This is a genomic window from Burkholderia sp. BC1, from assembly GCF_052683555.1.
The window spans coordinates 224,393-239,915 of record NZ_JBQYLP010000001.1 but is presented as its reverse complement, the minus strand read 5'-3'; the positions used below and the strand labels follow the sequence as shown (position 1 = coordinate 239,915).

The 15,523-nt window shown below is 65.9% G+C and carries 19 protein-coding genes; 17 read left to right on the top strand and 2 right to left on the bottom strand.

All coding sequences use genetic code 11. The features are described 5' to 3' along the window. Nucleotides 1-438: 438 nt before the first annotated feature. From ACSHSS_RS01255 to ACSHSS_RS01215, 9 genes are all read left to right on the top strand, one after another. Nucleotides 439-873: a hypothetical protein gene (locus tag ACSHSS_RS01255; RefSeq protein ID WP_212158094.1), complete on the top strand. Its 435-nt coding sequence runs from the start codon at nt 439-441 to the stop codon at nt 871-873. Nucleotides 874-992: 119 nt separating this feature from the next. Next, the gene (locus ACSHSS_RS01250; protein ID WP_257765301.1) at nt 993-2,900 is read left to right on the top strand and encodes a DUF5906 domain-containing protein; all 1,908 of its coding nucleotides are present in this window, start codon (nt 993-995) and stop codon (nt 2,898-2,900) included. Nucleotides 2,901-2,923: 23 nt separating this feature from the next. After that, complete coding sequence (locus ACSHSS_RS01245; protein ID WP_257765300.1) at nt 2,924-3,331, top strand: hypothetical protein; 408 nt, start codon at nt 2,924-2,926, stop codon at nt 3,329-3,331. 137 nt (nt 3,332-3,468) lie between these two features. Further along, nucleotides 3,469-4,152 (top strand): hypothetical protein, encoded by a 684-nt coding sequence (locus ACSHSS_RS01240; protein WP_060043558.1) that lies wholly within the window; start codon nt 3,469-3,471, stop codon nt 4,150-4,152. Between the two features lie 94 nt (nt 4,153-4,246). Beyond that, nucleotides 4,247-4,573, top strand: coding sequence for a hypothetical protein (locus ACSHSS_RS01235; RefSeq protein ID WP_257765299.1), 327 nt, complete (start codon nt 4,247-4,249; stop codon nt 4,571-4,573). 89 nt (nt 4,574-4,662) lie between these two features. After that, nucleotides 4,663-5,259, top strand: a complete 597-nt coding sequence (locus ACSHSS_RS01230; protein ID WP_257765298.1) for a hypothetical protein — start codon at nt 4,663-4,665, stop codon at nt 5,257-5,259. Between the two features lie 105 nt (nt 5,260-5,364). After that, nucleotides 5,365-5,766 carry a hypothetical protein gene (locus tag ACSHSS_RS01225; RefSeq protein WP_257765297.1) on the top strand — a complete coding sequence of 134 codons (402 nt, stop codon included), beginning with the start codon at nt 5,365-5,367 and terminating at the stop codon, nt 5,764-5,766. 478 nt (nt 5,767-6,244) lie between these two features. Further along, entirely contained in the window at nt 6,245-6,565 is a 321-nt protein-coding gene (locus tag ACSHSS_RS01220; protein WP_257765296.1) for a hypothetical protein, read from the top strand. A gap of 41 nt (nt 6,566-6,606) precedes the next feature. Continuing rightward, complete coding sequence (locus ACSHSS_RS01215) at nt 6,607-6,993, top strand: DUF6876 family protein (protein WP_257765295.1); 387 nt, start codon at nt 6,607-6,609, stop codon at nt 6,991-6,993. A 117-nt stretch (nt 6,994-7,110) separates the two neighbouring features. Here the strand turns inward: ACSHSS_RS01215 and ACSHSS_RS01210 are convergent, their stop codons facing one another. Together ACSHSS_RS01210 and ACSHSS_RS01205 are read right to left on the bottom strand one after the other, a co-directional pair. After that, on the bottom strand, nt 7,111-7,467 hold the full coding sequence (locus ACSHSS_RS01210; RefSeq protein ID WP_257765294.1) for a hypothetical protein: 357 nt from the start codon (nt 7,465-7,467) through the stop codon (nt 7,111-7,113). A gap of 18 nt (nt 7,468-7,485) precedes the next feature. Further along, a complete protein-coding gene (locus ACSHSS_RS01205; protein WP_310495762.1) occupies nt 7,486-8,085 on the bottom strand; it encodes a ParA family protein in 600 nt (199 codons plus the stop codon). Between the two features lie 653 nt (nt 8,086-8,738). Here ACSHSS_RS01205 and ACSHSS_RS01200 point away from each other — a divergent pair. From ACSHSS_RS01200 to ACSHSS_RS01165, 8 genes are all read left to right on the top strand, one after another. Beyond that, nucleotides 8,739-9,158, top strand: coding sequence for a hypothetical protein (locus ACSHSS_RS01200; protein ID WP_257765292.1), 420 nt, complete (start codon nt 8,739-8,741; stop codon nt 9,156-9,158). Nucleotides 9,159-9,349: 191 nt separating this feature from the next. Next, nucleotides 9,350-11,926 (top strand): DotA/TraY family protein, encoded by a 2,577-nt coding sequence (locus ACSHSS_RS01195; protein ID WP_257765291.1) that lies wholly within the window; start codon nt 9,350-9,352, stop codon nt 11,924-11,926. A gap of 301 nt (nt 11,927-12,227) precedes the next feature. Beyond that, entirely contained in the window at nt 12,228-12,584 is a 357-nt protein-coding gene (locus tag ACSHSS_RS01190) for a hypothetical protein (RefSeq protein WP_257765289.1), read from the top strand. Beyond that, on the top strand, nt 12,581-12,862 hold the full coding sequence (locus ACSHSS_RS01185; protein ID WP_257765288.1) for a hypothetical protein: 282 nt from the start codon (nt 12,581-12,583) through the stop codon (nt 12,860-12,862). The genes ACSHSS_RS01190 and ACSHSS_RS01185 overlap by 4 nt, the downstream gene beginning before the upstream one ends. A gap of 7 nt (nt 12,863-12,869) precedes the next feature. Next, nucleotides 12,870-13,253, top strand: coding sequence for a hypothetical protein (locus ACSHSS_RS01180; RefSeq protein ID WP_257765287.1), 384 nt, complete (start codon nt 12,870-12,872; stop codon nt 13,251-13,253). Then, nucleotides 13,250-13,594: a hypothetical protein gene (locus ACSHSS_RS01175; protein WP_257765286.1), complete on the top strand. Its 345-nt coding sequence runs from the start codon at nt 13,250-13,252 to the stop codon at nt 13,592-13,594. The genes ACSHSS_RS01180 and ACSHSS_RS01175 overlap by 4 nt, the downstream gene beginning before the upstream one ends. A gap of 10 nt (nt 13,595-13,604) precedes the next feature. Then, on the top strand, nt 13,605-14,042 hold the full coding sequence (locus ACSHSS_RS01170) for a hypothetical protein (protein ID WP_257765285.1): 438 nt from the start codon (nt 13,605-13,607) through the stop codon (nt 14,040-14,042). A gap of 13 nt (nt 14,043-14,055) precedes the next feature. Continuing rightward, on the top strand, nt 14,056-15,363 hold the full coding sequence (locus tag ACSHSS_RS01165) for an ankyrin repeat domain-containing protein (RefSeq protein ID WP_257765284.1): 1,308 nt from the start codon (nt 14,056-14,058) through the stop codon (nt 15,361-15,363). The last annotated feature ends 160 nt before the right edge of the window (nt 15,364-15,523 follow it).

Here is a 15,523-nt window from a genome sequence, read left to right as displayed (position 1 = left end):
CGGAGATGTGTATAAGAGACAGCTGAAAGCCTTATCCAGCAAGGATTTCCGCTCCCACCCGGACTCCCACCTGGAAATCGCAGGGTGGGAATGAAGGTGGGAATGCCAGCAAAGCCTTGCTGGGCAAGGCTTTGCGCTCCCACCCTGGGATTGGCTCGACGGTGGGAAGACAGCAAACGGTGCCGACCACCGTGCCAAAACCGGCGCGAGCGCCGATCCCGCTTGCGCCCATGACCGCAGGCCGAGGCCGTGCCGAGGCTCTGAAATCGCTGTACACCCGAAGGCGGCCAGGGTATTGTTTACGCCGCGCTTCATGCGCTTTTCTACGCGATCCGCCGGGAGGCAAGCCCGGCAAATCCGCTCCAGTTCATCGGGAGCCGTCTCGTTCAGCCACGTCTGGACGCGGCGTCTTTCGAACCCCACGAACTGGACGATCGCATGACCCCTTCGCTTCGCATCCTCGCCTCGACCGGTCCGGCCGGGCTGTCATACATTTGCGCGCAATCGCTTGACGACGCCAGCGGTACCTGGTTTATTGGTCGTACGCCCCGCACGATCGCTCGTGCTCACTGTTCGACCCCGGGCCTGCTGACGCGGGCCATGACCGACGCCTTCCGGCTCAAAACCGGAGGGCGTTTTTCGTTTACCGCCGCCGAGGAACCTGCCATGACCAGCGCCAGCACGATCAAGCCCATCCGCAAGACCGTTCAGTTCAACGCCCGTTTCACCCAGTCGATGAACGAAGAACTCAACCTGCGCGCGCAGGAGCGCGGCGTGACCGGCTCTGAAGTCGTGCGTGCTCTCGTTGCGGCCTGGCTGCGCAACCCCTCGACCGTGGCGGTCGGGTTCGAGCAGAACGGCGCAGTGGCCTGAAAAAGAAAAGACCCGCTGGCCGGCGGGTCTGGTGAACGTAGCACCTCGTCAAAAGCGCTGTTCGTGTCTCCACATTAGACACGCCAGCGCCTGCCGTCAATATTTGCAGGAGCCCTCGCATGTCGAACGCCCAGCCCGCAGAGTCCACCACGGTCGCCTCGATCGCGATCACGCCGAAGCGTCCCGCACCGCCGGCCATCGCTCGCCCTGACGGCGCATCGGCGGCGGATTTCCTCGCGGCAAAGGCCACGGCCGTGGCCGTCCTGTCGGCACCGTCGGCCGAGCCCAGCGGTACCACGGCGTACGACAACGCCGCGCCCGGCACCCCGAAGCAGCGCTACAAGCAAGCCGAGACGGCGGTGGTACGGGTCGAAAAAGCCCTTGCGCGCACCCGCAAGGTCGCGGCCGACGCCCAGGACGCCGCTGACGAAGCCGGCGACGTGCTCGACGGCCTGAAAAAACTGGAAGCCGGGGCCAAGGAGGTCATGCTGGCCGAGGCCAAGGCCGACAAACTCGCGAAGGCCGCCAAGCGGGCGCTGGACGATGTTGTGGCCGGCGAGAAGGCGTTGCAGGCCGCGTTGAACGAACGTCAGACCGCGCTCGACGCCGTGAAGGCCGAGGACGGCGACGACGACGGGCTCCCTGCCGACGCCTCGCCGGCCATGCGTGGGCGCCACATGCTGAAAACCGACACGGCGCTGGTTGCGGACACGGAAGAGAAGATTTTCCGCCGCTGGAACGGCGTGTACTTCGAAGAAGAGGACGAGGCCCGTCTGGCGTACCGCATGGGCAAACTGGTCGAGCAGGAACTGCCCGGGAAAGTGTCGCAGCGCGTGGTCGATGACATGTTGAAATACTCGCTCACGATGATGTCGATCGAGCAACGCCTGCCGGCCCCGCCCGCGGACAAGGTGCTGATTCAGCTCCGCAACGCGGTGCTGGAGGTGCAGGAGGACGGTCGCATTTTCGCGTTCGACCCGGCGCCCATGTTCGGCCAGGTCAACGTCATCAACGCGACGCTGGACTGGTCCGGCATCGACAAGACCAAGCCCCAGCCGTGGGTCTACACGCCGACGTGGCCCGCCGAGGCCGCGCAGGTCGGCCAGTACCTGCGCACGATCGCCCCGACCACCGCGCTGTTCGAATACTTCGCGCTGGCGCTGGGCAGCACGCTCGTCACCGGCAACAAGCCGTTTCAGAAAGCGCTGCTGCTGCTCGGCCGTGCCGGCGCGGGCAAGGGCACGTTGCTCAAACTGCTCGAATACTTCCACCCGAAGCGCACGGCCCTGCCGATGGAGCGCCTGCGCGAGACGTTTGCCCTGGAACCGCTGATCGGCACCACGCTCGTGACGGCCAACGAAACGAAGTACATCGCCGAAGAACCGTTCAAGGAAATCACCGGCGGCGACAGCATCAGCGTGAATCGCAAGAACAAGCCCGCGGTGACGGTCGTGTTCAAGGGCACCGTGGTGATGACCAGCAACGTGCTCCCCGCGTTCAAGGACGAAGACGGGTCGATCGCCCGCCGCATCTGCGCGCTCCCGTTCACGAACAGTTATTCGAAGTCGAACAAGGCCGTCGTCGGCTGGGCCGACCGCATCCTGGGTACGCCCGCCGAACTGGGCGCTTGGCTCGACTACCTGCTTTGCGGCGTGTCGCTGCTGGGCGCCCGCGGCTGGAAGTGGCCCACCGACGCCGAGGCACCGCCGGAGGTGCAGAACCTGAAGGCCGACGTGCTGATCGCCAACGATCCGCTGGCCGGCTGGCTCGACGAGTTCGAGGTGACGTACGACCCGACGCGCTGGACGGCGAAGCAGGACATTTACACCCACTACGACGCCGTGATGAAGGGCCGCGCGCAGTCGCAACGCGACCGTGACCGCATCCTGTCCTACGACAACTTCTGGAAAGAAATGTCGGTCCCGGAGCGCGGGTTTCACCTTGAAAAACGGATGCGCAAGGGTACCGGCCGCGTTGACGCCGCGCACATCGTCGTGGCCGGAGTTCAGTCCCGCGGCGAGAAGTAATCGACAACCCACCAGGAGTGACCATGAGCACCATCGACACCAGCACCGTTCGCGACTGGATTTTTAACCAGCACGTCCACGTCAACCCGTTCGTCTGGACCGGCAAGGCCGCAGCGTTCGCCGGCTACGTCGCCATGTGCGAGCGCTTCGGCGAGCCCGCCCTGGCCGAGGCCGATTTCTGGCCCACGGTCAACGCGGCGCTGGCCGGCGACCCTTGGGCCGCGGTGCTGATGCTGTCGCATCGCGACGTGATCCACTTGGCGATCGACGACGTGATGCCGCTGCGCGAACTCGACGAGTACAGCGACCCGTTCGCACCGCCCACGTTCGCCATGACCCCGAGCAACACGTGGGCGCGGCGGCGGTCGATCACCGACCTGGCGCGGGAGCGGCCGGCGCCCCCGTCGTGGCACGTCGCTCCGCAAAAATAGTGCAAGCAAATGACGGCAAACGCTTGACACGCGTTCGAGCTGGAGTTTTATTGAGTACACCAGCGCAACGCACCGCGCCCACCGTTCGCCCCAGTTCTCGCTGGGGCGTTTTCGTTTACGGCCCCGGAGAACTCCCGATGAACCTGATCAACACCGCATTTCCGGGCACACGCCAACTCACCACGAGGCACCCGGGCGCCGTCAAAACCTTCGGCGCGGGCTGGTGCGTCGGCGAGGAACTGTCGCACGCCATCAACTCCGCTCACACGCTGGCCGTGAACGTATCCGACCTTGACGCACCGCTGGTCCATCGGCTCGACGGGCAAGCGTGGGTCGCCGTGCCCAACGACGCGTGGTTCGGCCTGATCCAGGAAGCCGCTGCCGTCGTGGTCGGTGCTCCGTTGCCGATCGACGAGGCGCGCGTCGTGTTGAGCCGTCTGCTGCGGCGTGCGACGCCCGAGCGCGCGGCCCACCGCTTGTACCGTTTCCCTGCCGGCGACCTCGTGTTTTTCACCGACAACGCGACCCTGCGTGCGTTTCGCTCGAACGGCACGGCCCGTCAGGACGGGATCGACTTCGACTGGTCCGACGTGAACGCGAACGCCGGGAACGTGTACCAGACGCACGGTGCGCCGCTGACGCACCCGGTTTTTCGAGCGGTCAACGACGTGCGCGTGATCGAAGCATGCCGGCAATGCTTCTCCGCCTCATCGTTTCTTGACCCGATCCTGATTGCTGGCGAGGCCAAGGTGTTGCGCGACACGGCCGAGGCCGCGATCGAGGAGGCCCCGATCGCCGCGCCCGCACGGCGCCGGTTGTAATCGCCCCGGCGCACCGTCCGCCCCAGTGCCTGCCTCACGGCAGGTCAGGGCGGTACCAGGCCATCCCGGCCTGCTCACCACGGAGCACACCACCATGACCGCCACCGCCACCGCCCTCGACCAGTGCATCGGCTTTTCCAACACCGACGATTACGACACGACGCCGCCGACGAAGCCGGCCCCGGTGTTCCGCTACTCGACCCAGCCCAGCCAACTCGTCCGGTTCGTGGACGACATCGTGCGCCGTAGCGCCGTCCTGCCGGACCTCGCCACGCTGCGCTCCCAGGCCGTCGAATGGCTGGCCGGCGACGAGCCCGACCTGCCGGCCGAGGCCGCGGACCTCAAGGCCAAAACGCTCGCGGCCTACGGCCACTCGTTCGCCAAGACCTACGAAGGCTTTACGCACGGCGCCCCGTTCTGATCGCCCCGGCGCACCGTTCGCCCAGTGCCTGCCTCACGGCAGGTCAGGGCGGTACAGGGGGCCGCCGGTTCCCATGAACGGAGACCGTCATGCTGACCCATCCGAGCATCACGCAAAACGATGCCGCCCTTGCCATCGGCCACAACGCGCCCGCCGGGATGATCGCCGCCTGGCTCGACGGCGGCCTGTCGCCGGCCGGGCTGTACGCCCCGGCGGTGCGGTGCAAGCGTGCCGACGTGCTCGCGCTGCTGTTCGACCGCGCGCACGCCTGCGGGCCGCAGCACGTGCGCGACGGCGTACTGGAAGCGCTGCGCGTCGATCGCGTGTTCGACGACCGGGCCGTGGCCGACGTGGTGCTGTCGCACGCGCACCCGTCGGACCTCAACCGGCCCCGCACCTGGGTGCCCCGGCGCGACGGCAGCGCGGTGGGCGTCCCGCTCTGGTGGCACCGCTTTCGCCAGGCCACGGCGCCGACGGCCCACGACCTGCACGCGGTGCTGGTCCTGCTGCGCGACCACGGCGCCGGTCTGCACGCCACGCCGTTCACGGACGAGGGCGGTGGAGGGCACGGCGACGCGTTGCGCGCGTTCCTGCTCGCCGAGCGCATCGCGGCCGAGCGGGCGGTGCTGCGCCAGGCCGCGGCCGAAACAGGAGCGGTAGCGCTGGCGAAGCGGACAAGGCTTTGATCGCACGAGTCAGAAGATGCGTCCCCATTTTATCGGATTGACGCCATTCTGGTCGAGTGAATAAAATATTCATTCACATTCATCTGCGTCGAAAGGGACTATTACATGGCCGATCCGCTCGATCCTATCAACACCGAACCGACCATTATTATTCAGGCAGAGGCTCGGTTCACCCGGTCAACGATCGCGAACCTCAACGACGCCGCAGATCGGCTAGTCGAGACGAAGAAGTCCATGCTGGAAGACATGTCGAGGAACGTTTTCAAAACCCCAGACGATGCGCTCCAAGCGATCATGACGTTGCAAAATATCCAGAACCAAGTGACCACATTGCGCGATTCGATGGCGCAGAGGACGAACGAAGGTTTTACGCCGAAGGACATCGAGACGATTGAGGAAATGAAGCGTCAAGGCAAATCCGAGGAGAAAATCGCCTCACTGTTTGGCACGAACCAAACCAAAATCAATCGGCTCCGTAACGGCAAGACGCCGGTAGACGAAGGCTAGTCGATTTATCGGCCTGTTCAGGTCAGCGAACTCATCAAGCGGCTCCGGCCGCTTTTTTTACGCCCACTTCTTGAACGGGCTCGCTTTCCTTGCTTGAGGACGAGTCGCAAAGGCCGGCCAAACATCGACCGGCCTTTGCCACCAGGGGCACACACACATCGGCGGCCACCACGCCACCGATAGGACCACGGTAACAGCCGTACCGAAAAGCGCAACACCCGAACGTCAACTGCCCATGCGGTTCTCCCGCGGCCGGTGGCGCTCCATACCTTGCCCGTTGAAAGCCGCCGGGCTCGCCTTTCCCGACGCATAAGCCAGACCGTCCCTGTTCAGCGCAAGGGTCGCGTTGCTCACGATGGCACCCGATCCCGCTGCGCGGGCGTGCGGCTTTGTCGTGCCCCTGGCGCTCGTGCCGGCCTGGCTTGTCCATGCGTCAGGCGATACCGACAGCAGACCTCTCAACGAGCAAGGAGCAGACATGAGCACCACCGGCCAGAACCGCACGAACAGCCACCCCCTTAACGGCAGGCTCCCCCAACTGCAGGATGTGCAACCCCTTAACGACGACATGCGCAAGCGGTACGGCTTCACCGGCGGCCCCGTGTTCGTCACCACGGCGGCGGCGATGCAAGACCCGCATCTGGCCGACGCGCTCGACTGGTTCAACGGCCCGTACGAAAGCGTGACGACGGGCGAGACGCGCGACATCGGCCACGGCTTCACGGCGTTTTTTGGCTTCGATCCCGACGCCCAGAACGCGCGAGCGTTCTACGTGACGATCGCCAAGGCCGCGAACTGAACAAACAAACACACCAACAAACAAACCAGGATCAACGCACCATGAGCCAAACCGACGCCCTCGACGCCCAAACGCTGGCGATGTTCACCGGTACCGAAAACTACTACAACCAGGGGCCACTCCTGAAGCATGCGCTGGTCACGGACGGCGTGCACTACCTCATGACCCACGGCATGGCCTGGCTCGTGACCGATGCTCTGGCCGTCGTCGTGACCCGCGCCCATCACGATGGGTTCTGGTCGATCACGTTCACACCGCACGCCGACGGTTCCGGCTCGCTCGTCATCACGGACGGTAACGACCTCGAAATCCACCGGCAACACTACGTGCGCCACGCCTACGCGCTGCCCAAGCCCCTGCGTCTTTTCGCCGTGTTCACCGATATCGAACGGCCGCGCTGGCTCGCCATGCTGGCGTCCGAATACTGATCGACACCCGCGCTCCGCGATGGATGTTTGTTTGTTGATACAAACAAACACACCAAACCGCACCTACAGAAAAGCCCCTGCTTCAGGGGCTTTTTCGTGTTTCACCACCGGCGCCGTTCACTTATCGGCGTTCCCGACGTGCAACGCTTTTCCGTCGGCCAGCAACTGATCGAGCATCGCGTCCGCCAGGGCGACGAGCACGACCGTCGCCGGCCCGCTCGCGTACTTCTCGATCTTGTCGCGCAGCGCGTGCGGGATTCGCACTTGCGTCGCCGCGGCGTCGCGCCCGCCGATCGTCGCCTTGCACGTCACCACCTTGTCGCCGCTGGCGCGCTCGACGGTGCGCAGGTTGAAGTACGGCCGCTCCGCCGGTTCGGCCGCGGGCGCGAAGGCCACACTGACTTGCGCCGCGGCGGCCATGAGGTTTTGCTCCGGCTTGCCGGCCAGGCGAGCGAGTGAGTTACGGTTTTCCATCGTCGTGTCTCCAAAAAGTTAGGCCGCAGCCAGATCAATCAACCCATCCACAACGCGCTCGAACTCTGCGCGGGCTTCTTTCAAGCCGCGGATGCCGGACTTGTCCGCACCGTAGAGCGTGAGCCCGCGGGCCACGGTCGCCTGGTAGGCCGCTTTGCGCTTTTTGATGTACGGCTTGCCGACGAAACCGGCGAGGAACGCCACGTCGCTCGCGTGGCTCGTTTCCACGCGGTTCGGCAGCATCATCACGCGCTGGCCCTTGCTGCGCAGATCGGCCTCGCCGCGAATCGCGCTGGCCGCGTCGAAGAACGACGGTAGCACCGGCAGTAGGACCACTTGCCCTTTCAAGGTCGATCCGGCCAGGCCGGGCGCGTGGTCATACACCACCACGTCGTACGAACTCGCGCGAGCGTCCGACGCGGCCACGTCGAACGGCAGCGCATGGCCCAGTTGCCGGGCTTGCGCTTCCCACGTGCGGGCGCTTTGCTGCGCGTCCGCATCGACGAGCAGCACGCGCCGAGTCGTGTCTTCAGCAGCGAAGAACGAGGCCAGCGTCAGCGCGATCGTCGATTTTCCGCAGCCCCCTTTGGGGCTCCATACGGAACATGAAAACAACATAATCTGTACTCCTCTAGAACGAGTGGACGGATGGACGTTCATTGGTTCGTTTGTATGTCTGTTGGTGTGTTTGTTTGATACAAACAAACTTCTCGTACAACCCGGCACCTGTCAACGGGTACGGTTTGAGTGCCGTACCTAAAGCCGCGCGCCGGTGCCGACGGCACCGGAACGTCCTGCAAACAAACACACAAACGCACCACCACGGCCGCACGACGGCGCGGCCCTGCTGCCGGCTCCGGCGCTGATGCCTGGTCGCATCGTTCCCGCTCTTCGTGCGCTCGATCCCGCCGTTTCCCGACGCATAAGCCAGACCGTCCGAGCCACGGCAAGGGCACGCGTTGCTTTCGCCGTGCACCCGGTCACGCTGCGCGCGCTGCGGCTTTCGTCGAACCCTTGCCAGCCCGTCCGGCTGGCCTGTCCATGCGTCACGGCAGGCTCCGAAGCGCACAACCAACGAACGGGACGAGGGCAAACGATGACCAGGCACCAGCAACCGGCAGCAGAACATCGACACGTCGCGCGGTTCCTCGCCCCCACGGCCCACCAAAGCGCAGCACGTGAGAACTTGAGTTTTTCGTAGAACCTGGTGTACTCCAGGTACCGCGTTAGTGCTAACGGCACTGCACACCGCACATTGAACGGAGAGGAACATGGCACGGATCGAGGGACGTTTGAAACTGCTGGGCGAGGGGCGCGTTGATCAATACGGCTGGACGATCCGTTCCATCGCAGAGATCGGCGATCACGAAATCCGAAACCTTCGGATGTCGCCGCGGCTTGGCAGTTATTTGAACGTGGGCGAGCCCGTCGCGCTCGGTGTGCAGCGCATCCTGGGCTCCACGACCGTCTACGCCGTCGCGAGCCCGGACGGGCGCGTGCGGCGCGGCACGATCGGCGGGTTACTGTTCCTGCTGATGTTGTACGTCCTCGCGGGCCTATTCTGCTGGCACGAAATCACGAACCACGGATCGGCGATCTACGGTGCGGCGATCGCGGTGTTGGCCTGGATGGCCCTTGGTCCGCTCAACGCGATACGGCTGTGCGTCGCGTTCGACCCGATGAAAACCTGATCGCACGCGTCACCGCGTCCCATCGCAAGGCGGCCCCGGCCGCTTTTTTTGCGCCCATCGTGGGCGCTTTTTTTCGCGGCACGCCTCGTATCGGCATTGACTGAAGGGTTTTCTGGAGCGACCTTGGTGTTAGTGCTAACGGCATAGCCGTTGCGCTTTCTGCTCTTTAACAACCTGCCCGAGGCCATTCCATGCGCCGCTTTTTCAAGACCCTCGCGGGGCCGCTTGCCCTGTTCGCGTTGCTGTTCAGCGGCAACGCGCACGCAGCGGACATCTTCACGCCGCCCTCGACCGATTGGGTCATGGTCCACGTCATGCCGCTGCTCGGCGCTGGCTCGGACGCATCGGCCAGCCCGTTCAGCCCACTGTTCGAGATTTTTAACAGCGCCATGCTCTCACTCGGTGGACTGATCGCGGCGTACGTGATGGTGGCTGGGACGGTAGCCACCGCTCACGACGGCGAAATGCTGGGCAAGCAATGGTCGAGCATGTGGATGCCGGTCCGCACGATGCTGGGGCTCGCGTTCGTCCTGCCGGTGAAGGGCGGATTTTGCGTGATCCAACTGATCGTGCTCTGGCTGGCGACGAACGGCATCGGCCTGGCGGACAGCGTGTGGAGTACGTACCTGTCAACCTGGACGCAGCAGACGGCGACGTACACGAGCCCGGTGCTCGACGTGAAAGCGCGGGCACTGTTCGAGTCGCTGGTGTTGAGCAACGTGTGCTACGAGAGCGTGCGGGCTTACCATGCCGGCGAGAGCGCGGACGACCAGGCGACGGAAAATCAGTTCGTCGGCCAAGACATTTCGTCGGCGGTGGGCGCGACGTGGTTCAGCAACCTCGACGCCAGCGGTGCGGGAACCGTCGGCTACAACTTTGGCCGGACCGGTGACGGTTCGACCTACGCCGAGTGCGGTACCGTCACCGCCACCTTGAAGGGCACCACGGCCAGCAGCGCGCCGAGCGCCAGCGCCGCCGGGCTGCAAACCGCCACGGCCTGGCTCAACGCGGCCCCCGCGACGAGCGCGATCGAGTCCGGCCATGTCGCCGCGTTGAAGTCGATGCAAGGGGCCGCGGACAACCTCGCCAAGAAAATCGTGAGCAGCGGAGCGATCCCGCCGGCCACGATGAACGCCGCGATCGACGGCGCGGTACAGGCGTACGAGGCGACGGTCGATGCCAAGGCCAACGCTGCGTTCACCGCAGCGATGGGCACCGGCCAACTGGCGTCCAGCCTAGCCGCCGACGGGTTCGTTGTCTCGGGCGCCGAGTACGCGGCCCTGGGCCGCATGAAATCGGACGTGAACGCGTCGGTCTCGAACGTGCCGACGGCGGTGGATGGGATGACCACCGGCCAATCGCGCTGGAGTTTTTTCGACAACCAGGCTGACTCCGACGTGAAGCGCGCAAAGTCGCTGCTCGACGCGGCGAACACCCAGACCGCGGCCAAGCACGGCGGCGGTGGTGGCGAGGACAAGTTCTCAAAGATCATCAACGTGTTCGCCGGCCAGGGCTTTACCGCCGTGACCGACCCGAACGAAGACCCGATGATGCGCGCGTACGACGTGGGGCAGGGGCTGATCACGACGGTGCAGAGCGCTGGCGTCGCCGCCGCGGGCGTCATGGGGCTGGCCGCCATTCCGGCTGCAGGCCAGGTTGTGGTCGCAGCATCGGCGCTGTTCGGCGGGCTGTTCACGTTCATCGCGTCGTGCCTGCTCGTCCCCGCGTTTATGCTCTGCTTCGTGCTGCCGATGATGCCGTTCTTCGCCGTGGCCCTGGCCGCCTTCGGCTGGCTCGTCATGCTGTTCGAGAGCCTGGTCGCCGCGCCGCTCTGGATGATCACTTTCTTATCGCCGAACCACGGCACGGACGGCGTCGGCTCGCAAAAGCAAGGGCTGATGATGCTGTTGAGCCTCACCCTGCGGCCGGCCTTGATGACCTTGGGCGTGTGCGGCGCTTACATCCTCATGCAGCCGATCGGCCTGTTCGCCAACACCATGTTCGGCGTGGCCTGGGGCGCGACGGGCGGCGGCGGTGGCTTGTTTGAACTGGTGCGCATGATCGGGGGCGCGATTCTGTTCATGATGTTCCTGTTCCAGTGCGTGCGCTTCTGCTTGAAACTCATCACCAGTGTGCCCGACAACGTTCTGGACTGGATCGGTGGCGGCCACGGCGCGGTGCTGGGCGGCCACGTCGAGGAGATGGGCCGCGGCACCAGCGCCGCAAGCACGGCCGGCGCCGGTGCGATGGGCGCTGCGCTCGGATCGGCCGCCAATGGTGCAGCGAAGGGCGCGGGCGCTTTGCGCGACAAACTGGCGGGCATGAAAAAAGAGCGCGAGGTCGGCGGCCAATCCGAGCGGAGCAGCGGCGCCTCCGTCACGGAGCCTGGCAAGCGCACGCCGGCGGGCGGCGGTCGTGGCGACCTGCCACCCGAGCCCACGACGCTGAAGGACGCGAAGGCCAGCGCAGCCGCGGGCAAGCCGGGGGCGCCCACCGCGCAAGCGGGCAGCGCAGGCTCCAGCAAGGCCGAGGCGCCGGCAGCGGCCAGCCCCGAGCGTGCAGCGTCGGGCAGTTCGCAGGACGCGGCCGCTGCGAGCCGTGCGGACCTGGCGAAGAACCTGGCGAAGAACATGGAACGCGCAGCGGCGATCCGCGAGCGCCTGGTCGCGCCCGCCGAGCACGCGGCCGAGGCCAACGAAAAGCCGGCGGACGGCGCAGCACCGGACGGCGAGAAGGACGGTAAGAAGGAGGACCGCGGCACCGCGTGAGCGGCGGTGAAATGTCCAGCGCAACGGGCGGCCACAAGCCGCCCGTCTTTTCGTTGTCCCAGGGATTCGATGTCAGGGCCGAAGGCAGCAGCGGGGCGCGCAAGCGCACCGGGGTGTTTCGCGTGTGCGCCCGAGAAAAACCTGAAGGCGGCGGATCGATCGATCCCGCGCCGCGTGCAGAAAACCCCTTAAAACAGGGGGTAAAACGTAACGACCCGTGCCCGTTTGACACGAGCCCTCTCTAGAGAGAGCGTGGTTTGTGGCGTTAGCACTAACGCCGAAACCAACCGGAGCACACCACATGCAACGCCTCGACCACCACCTCACCGAGCGCACGGCCAACCGCGCGTACCTCATGCAAACCGCCGTCGCTCACATCGGCACCATCGCGTTCATCGCCAACTTCACGCTCGGCGTTCTCGAAACCCTCGACGGCCACTGGTCCGGTCTGCTGGGCCGCCTGGGCGTCGCCGCGTTCACCGCGGCGGTGTGGTTCAGCGGCTCGTTCCGCGCGAACCTCATGCGCCAGCGTGCGACTGAAGGCCGCCCAATCGAACTGCTGCGCCGTCCGAGCGACTGGCTCCCGTCGCCGTTCGGGTTCACGCCTGCCGTGCTCGGCGACGAGCGTGTGCAACTGCTCCCCCCGAGCAACAAGTGAACGAGGCACAGACCATCATGCGCATCCCCAGCCTTCCCAGCATCGCCGACCTGATCAAGCACGTGCGGCTCGGCCTTTTCCTCGTCATGGCCTCGATCGGCGCCTGGCAAATCCACGACGCGCTGCTCGGCCCGGCCGGCCAGGCACCGGGCCACTGGATCGCCGCCGCCGTGAGCATCGGCGTGGCTGCCCGGTTCTACCTCGCCAAACGCTCGCAGTTCAACCTGGCCGCCGACGCGATCGAGCGTCTGGCCGCTCGCAACCGCACCATCAAGTGAGGCCCACATGTACCTCGCCCTTGCCCTCAACGACCATCGCGACGACCGTTTCGACACGCTGATGCCGACGAGCCCGACGCCCCGCGTCATCCGGCGCATGAACGAGAGCCGCCGCGCGTCGCTGCGCGCACGCAGGCACGTCGTGCTCGCCGCGCTGGCCCGCAACAGGGCTCGCGACCAATCCGAACCCGAGGCCGACGCGCCCAACGTGAGCGGCCTGCTGGTCGCCTGGGACGCGCACGTGGCCGACGCCCGGTCGCATTTTGCGGCGCAGGACGAAGCGTACCGCCTCGCGCGCCTGGTGCCCGAGCACGATGGCATCGAAAGCTCTTCGCCCGTGTGGCTGGCGATGCTCAACAACCTGCTCGACCTCAACAGCACCGAGGCATGACCATGCGCACCGTCCGAACCACCCTCGCCATCGTTGCGCTGCTCGTGTGCAACCTGGCCCGTGCCGACACGTTGACCATCGACCAGGCCATGGCCGCACGTCGTGCGCTCGACGCCGTGCAAGCGGCCGGTGCCCACGTCAACGCCGACCCGGACGTGCGGGCATGGCTGATCGACCAGGTGACCACCGCCCGCACCGCGCTCGAAACCGCCCCGCGCGGCGACGTGAAGCAATGCCTGCTCGACGTGGCGATCCGCGCCTGCGTCGCCGGGATGCTGCTCGACGCGCCCGCGCTTGTACCGGCCGCCGCCGTGATCGACGGCCTCGCAGAACACCTGTAAGGAGCCCCCCATGCGAACCATCATCAACATCCTCACCGCCGCGCTGCTCGCCTGCACCGCGCTCGTCACCGCTCCCGCGCACGCGCAGGCCAGTGTCAGCTCGTATTACATGTACCAGGACGCTACCGCCAACGGTTGCGTCGCACGCTTCATGCACCGGCAGACGTACGACGGGGGCATTGCGGGCAATGCCATCAGCGGCTACGGCGTGTGGGTGAAGATCACCGACACTTGCGGAGGAGGTTACAACGACACATCGGACTTCGCCGGCATGGGCTATTGCTCCGTTGGCGTGGTGCACGACTCGGCGTGGTGCTCGGTGTCCGGAGTCGTGCTGCGCACCTATCGCGTGCACGAAAACTGCGGGCGCGAACTGCTCGCGCAGGTCGATGGCGCGACGTACACGGGCCAGGCCAGCGCCGCGTGCGTCGGCTCGGTGCTCAACTGAACCGGAGTCCACCATGAGCACGCTGAACGACGAACTGTACGACCAGCACGACGACAACGAGGACGAGGACGACCTGGACGACGACGAGGATCATGCGACCGACTCGGACAGCGCGCTCGACCGCTTCACCGACCGGGCTATGCGCCACGGCCGACGCGCGGCGACGTGGCTGCTGATCGGCGCGCTGGCCGAGGTCGGCTTTTTCGGCGGTGTTTGCGAGGTCGTGGCGTCGGTACGCTCGCTCTGGCTGGTCGTGCCGGCAGCAGTGATGACGAGCGTTGTTATGTTCATGCTCGCCGGGCTGATCAACATCCGCTGGGACCGGCATCGCGCGAAGATGGAGAGCGTGATCGGGGAAGCGATGGGCTGGCGCAGCGACGTGCAGCAGAAGCGGGAAGGCGAGGAGCGAGCGCACACGCGGCGTCACTTCGCGCGGATCGAAGAAGAGAGGCTCGACGCACTTCGCGAAGAAATGACGTGGAGCGTCGGCTCGGCCCCGGTGTACATCGACGCCGACGATCACGAAGCGATCGCGGCTTACGAGCAGCGGCGCGAGATCGGCCCCGAGTTCGGCGACCTCTTCGACTCGCTGGACCGCCGATCGGACGAGCACGACGGCGACGCGGAGTCGGACAACGTGCCCGACGCTCCCGACTCGCCCGCGTTGCGTGCGTGGATGCAGCGGTGGGCCGACGTGAAGCCCGTCAAACAATCGCGGCCGGCCCCGCTTTTGAAGCGGCACACCGATGCCGAGAGCCGGTGCCTTGAACGCGAGCTCTGCCAGGCCATCAACAAGCACTGGACCGGGAAGTTTCACAAGTTGCTTGACGAAGGCGCGGACCCAAACGGGCGCGACGGCAGTGGTAAGCCCTTGGGCATCGCGGTGTTGCGCGGGCGGCTCGAGTACGTGTCGTGGCTTCTCGCGCTCGGCGCGGACCCGAACGCGCAGTACCACGGCCGGACGATCCTCGCGACGCTGATGCGGCAAGTCGAGCAGTACGCCGACGAAGGCGGTGGCGACGGCGACGACCACGAATGGCCCGAACGGATCGAACTGCTGGCACGCTGGGGCGCGGACCCGCACCTTGAGAACAGGTGGTACGACGAAGACGATGACGACGAAGGCCCCAACGCCTGGCCGTTCATCCTGAAGCGGCCCGTGCTTTACGAGGCGTTCATGAAAGGCCGCAACGCCCGGTTGCAAGCCGACGACGACGCGATGCGCGTGCTGCGCGATGCTCGCGAGGGCGTGGGCCTAGCCGAGGTCGCCGACGAAACCCGCGACCTGCTGCGCGCAGCACGAGGCGCAGGCCGGGCCTGATCGCTTGAGACGGAGGCCGCAGGCGGATCGACCAGGGGCGCGCAAGCGCCCCGTTTTGTCGTTCATGGGTGCGCGCACAACCATCTCCAGCGCCTAAAATCAACCCCACAAAACGGGCGCGTATCCGCGCCGGGCGACCCGCTGGCGCCCATCACCACGG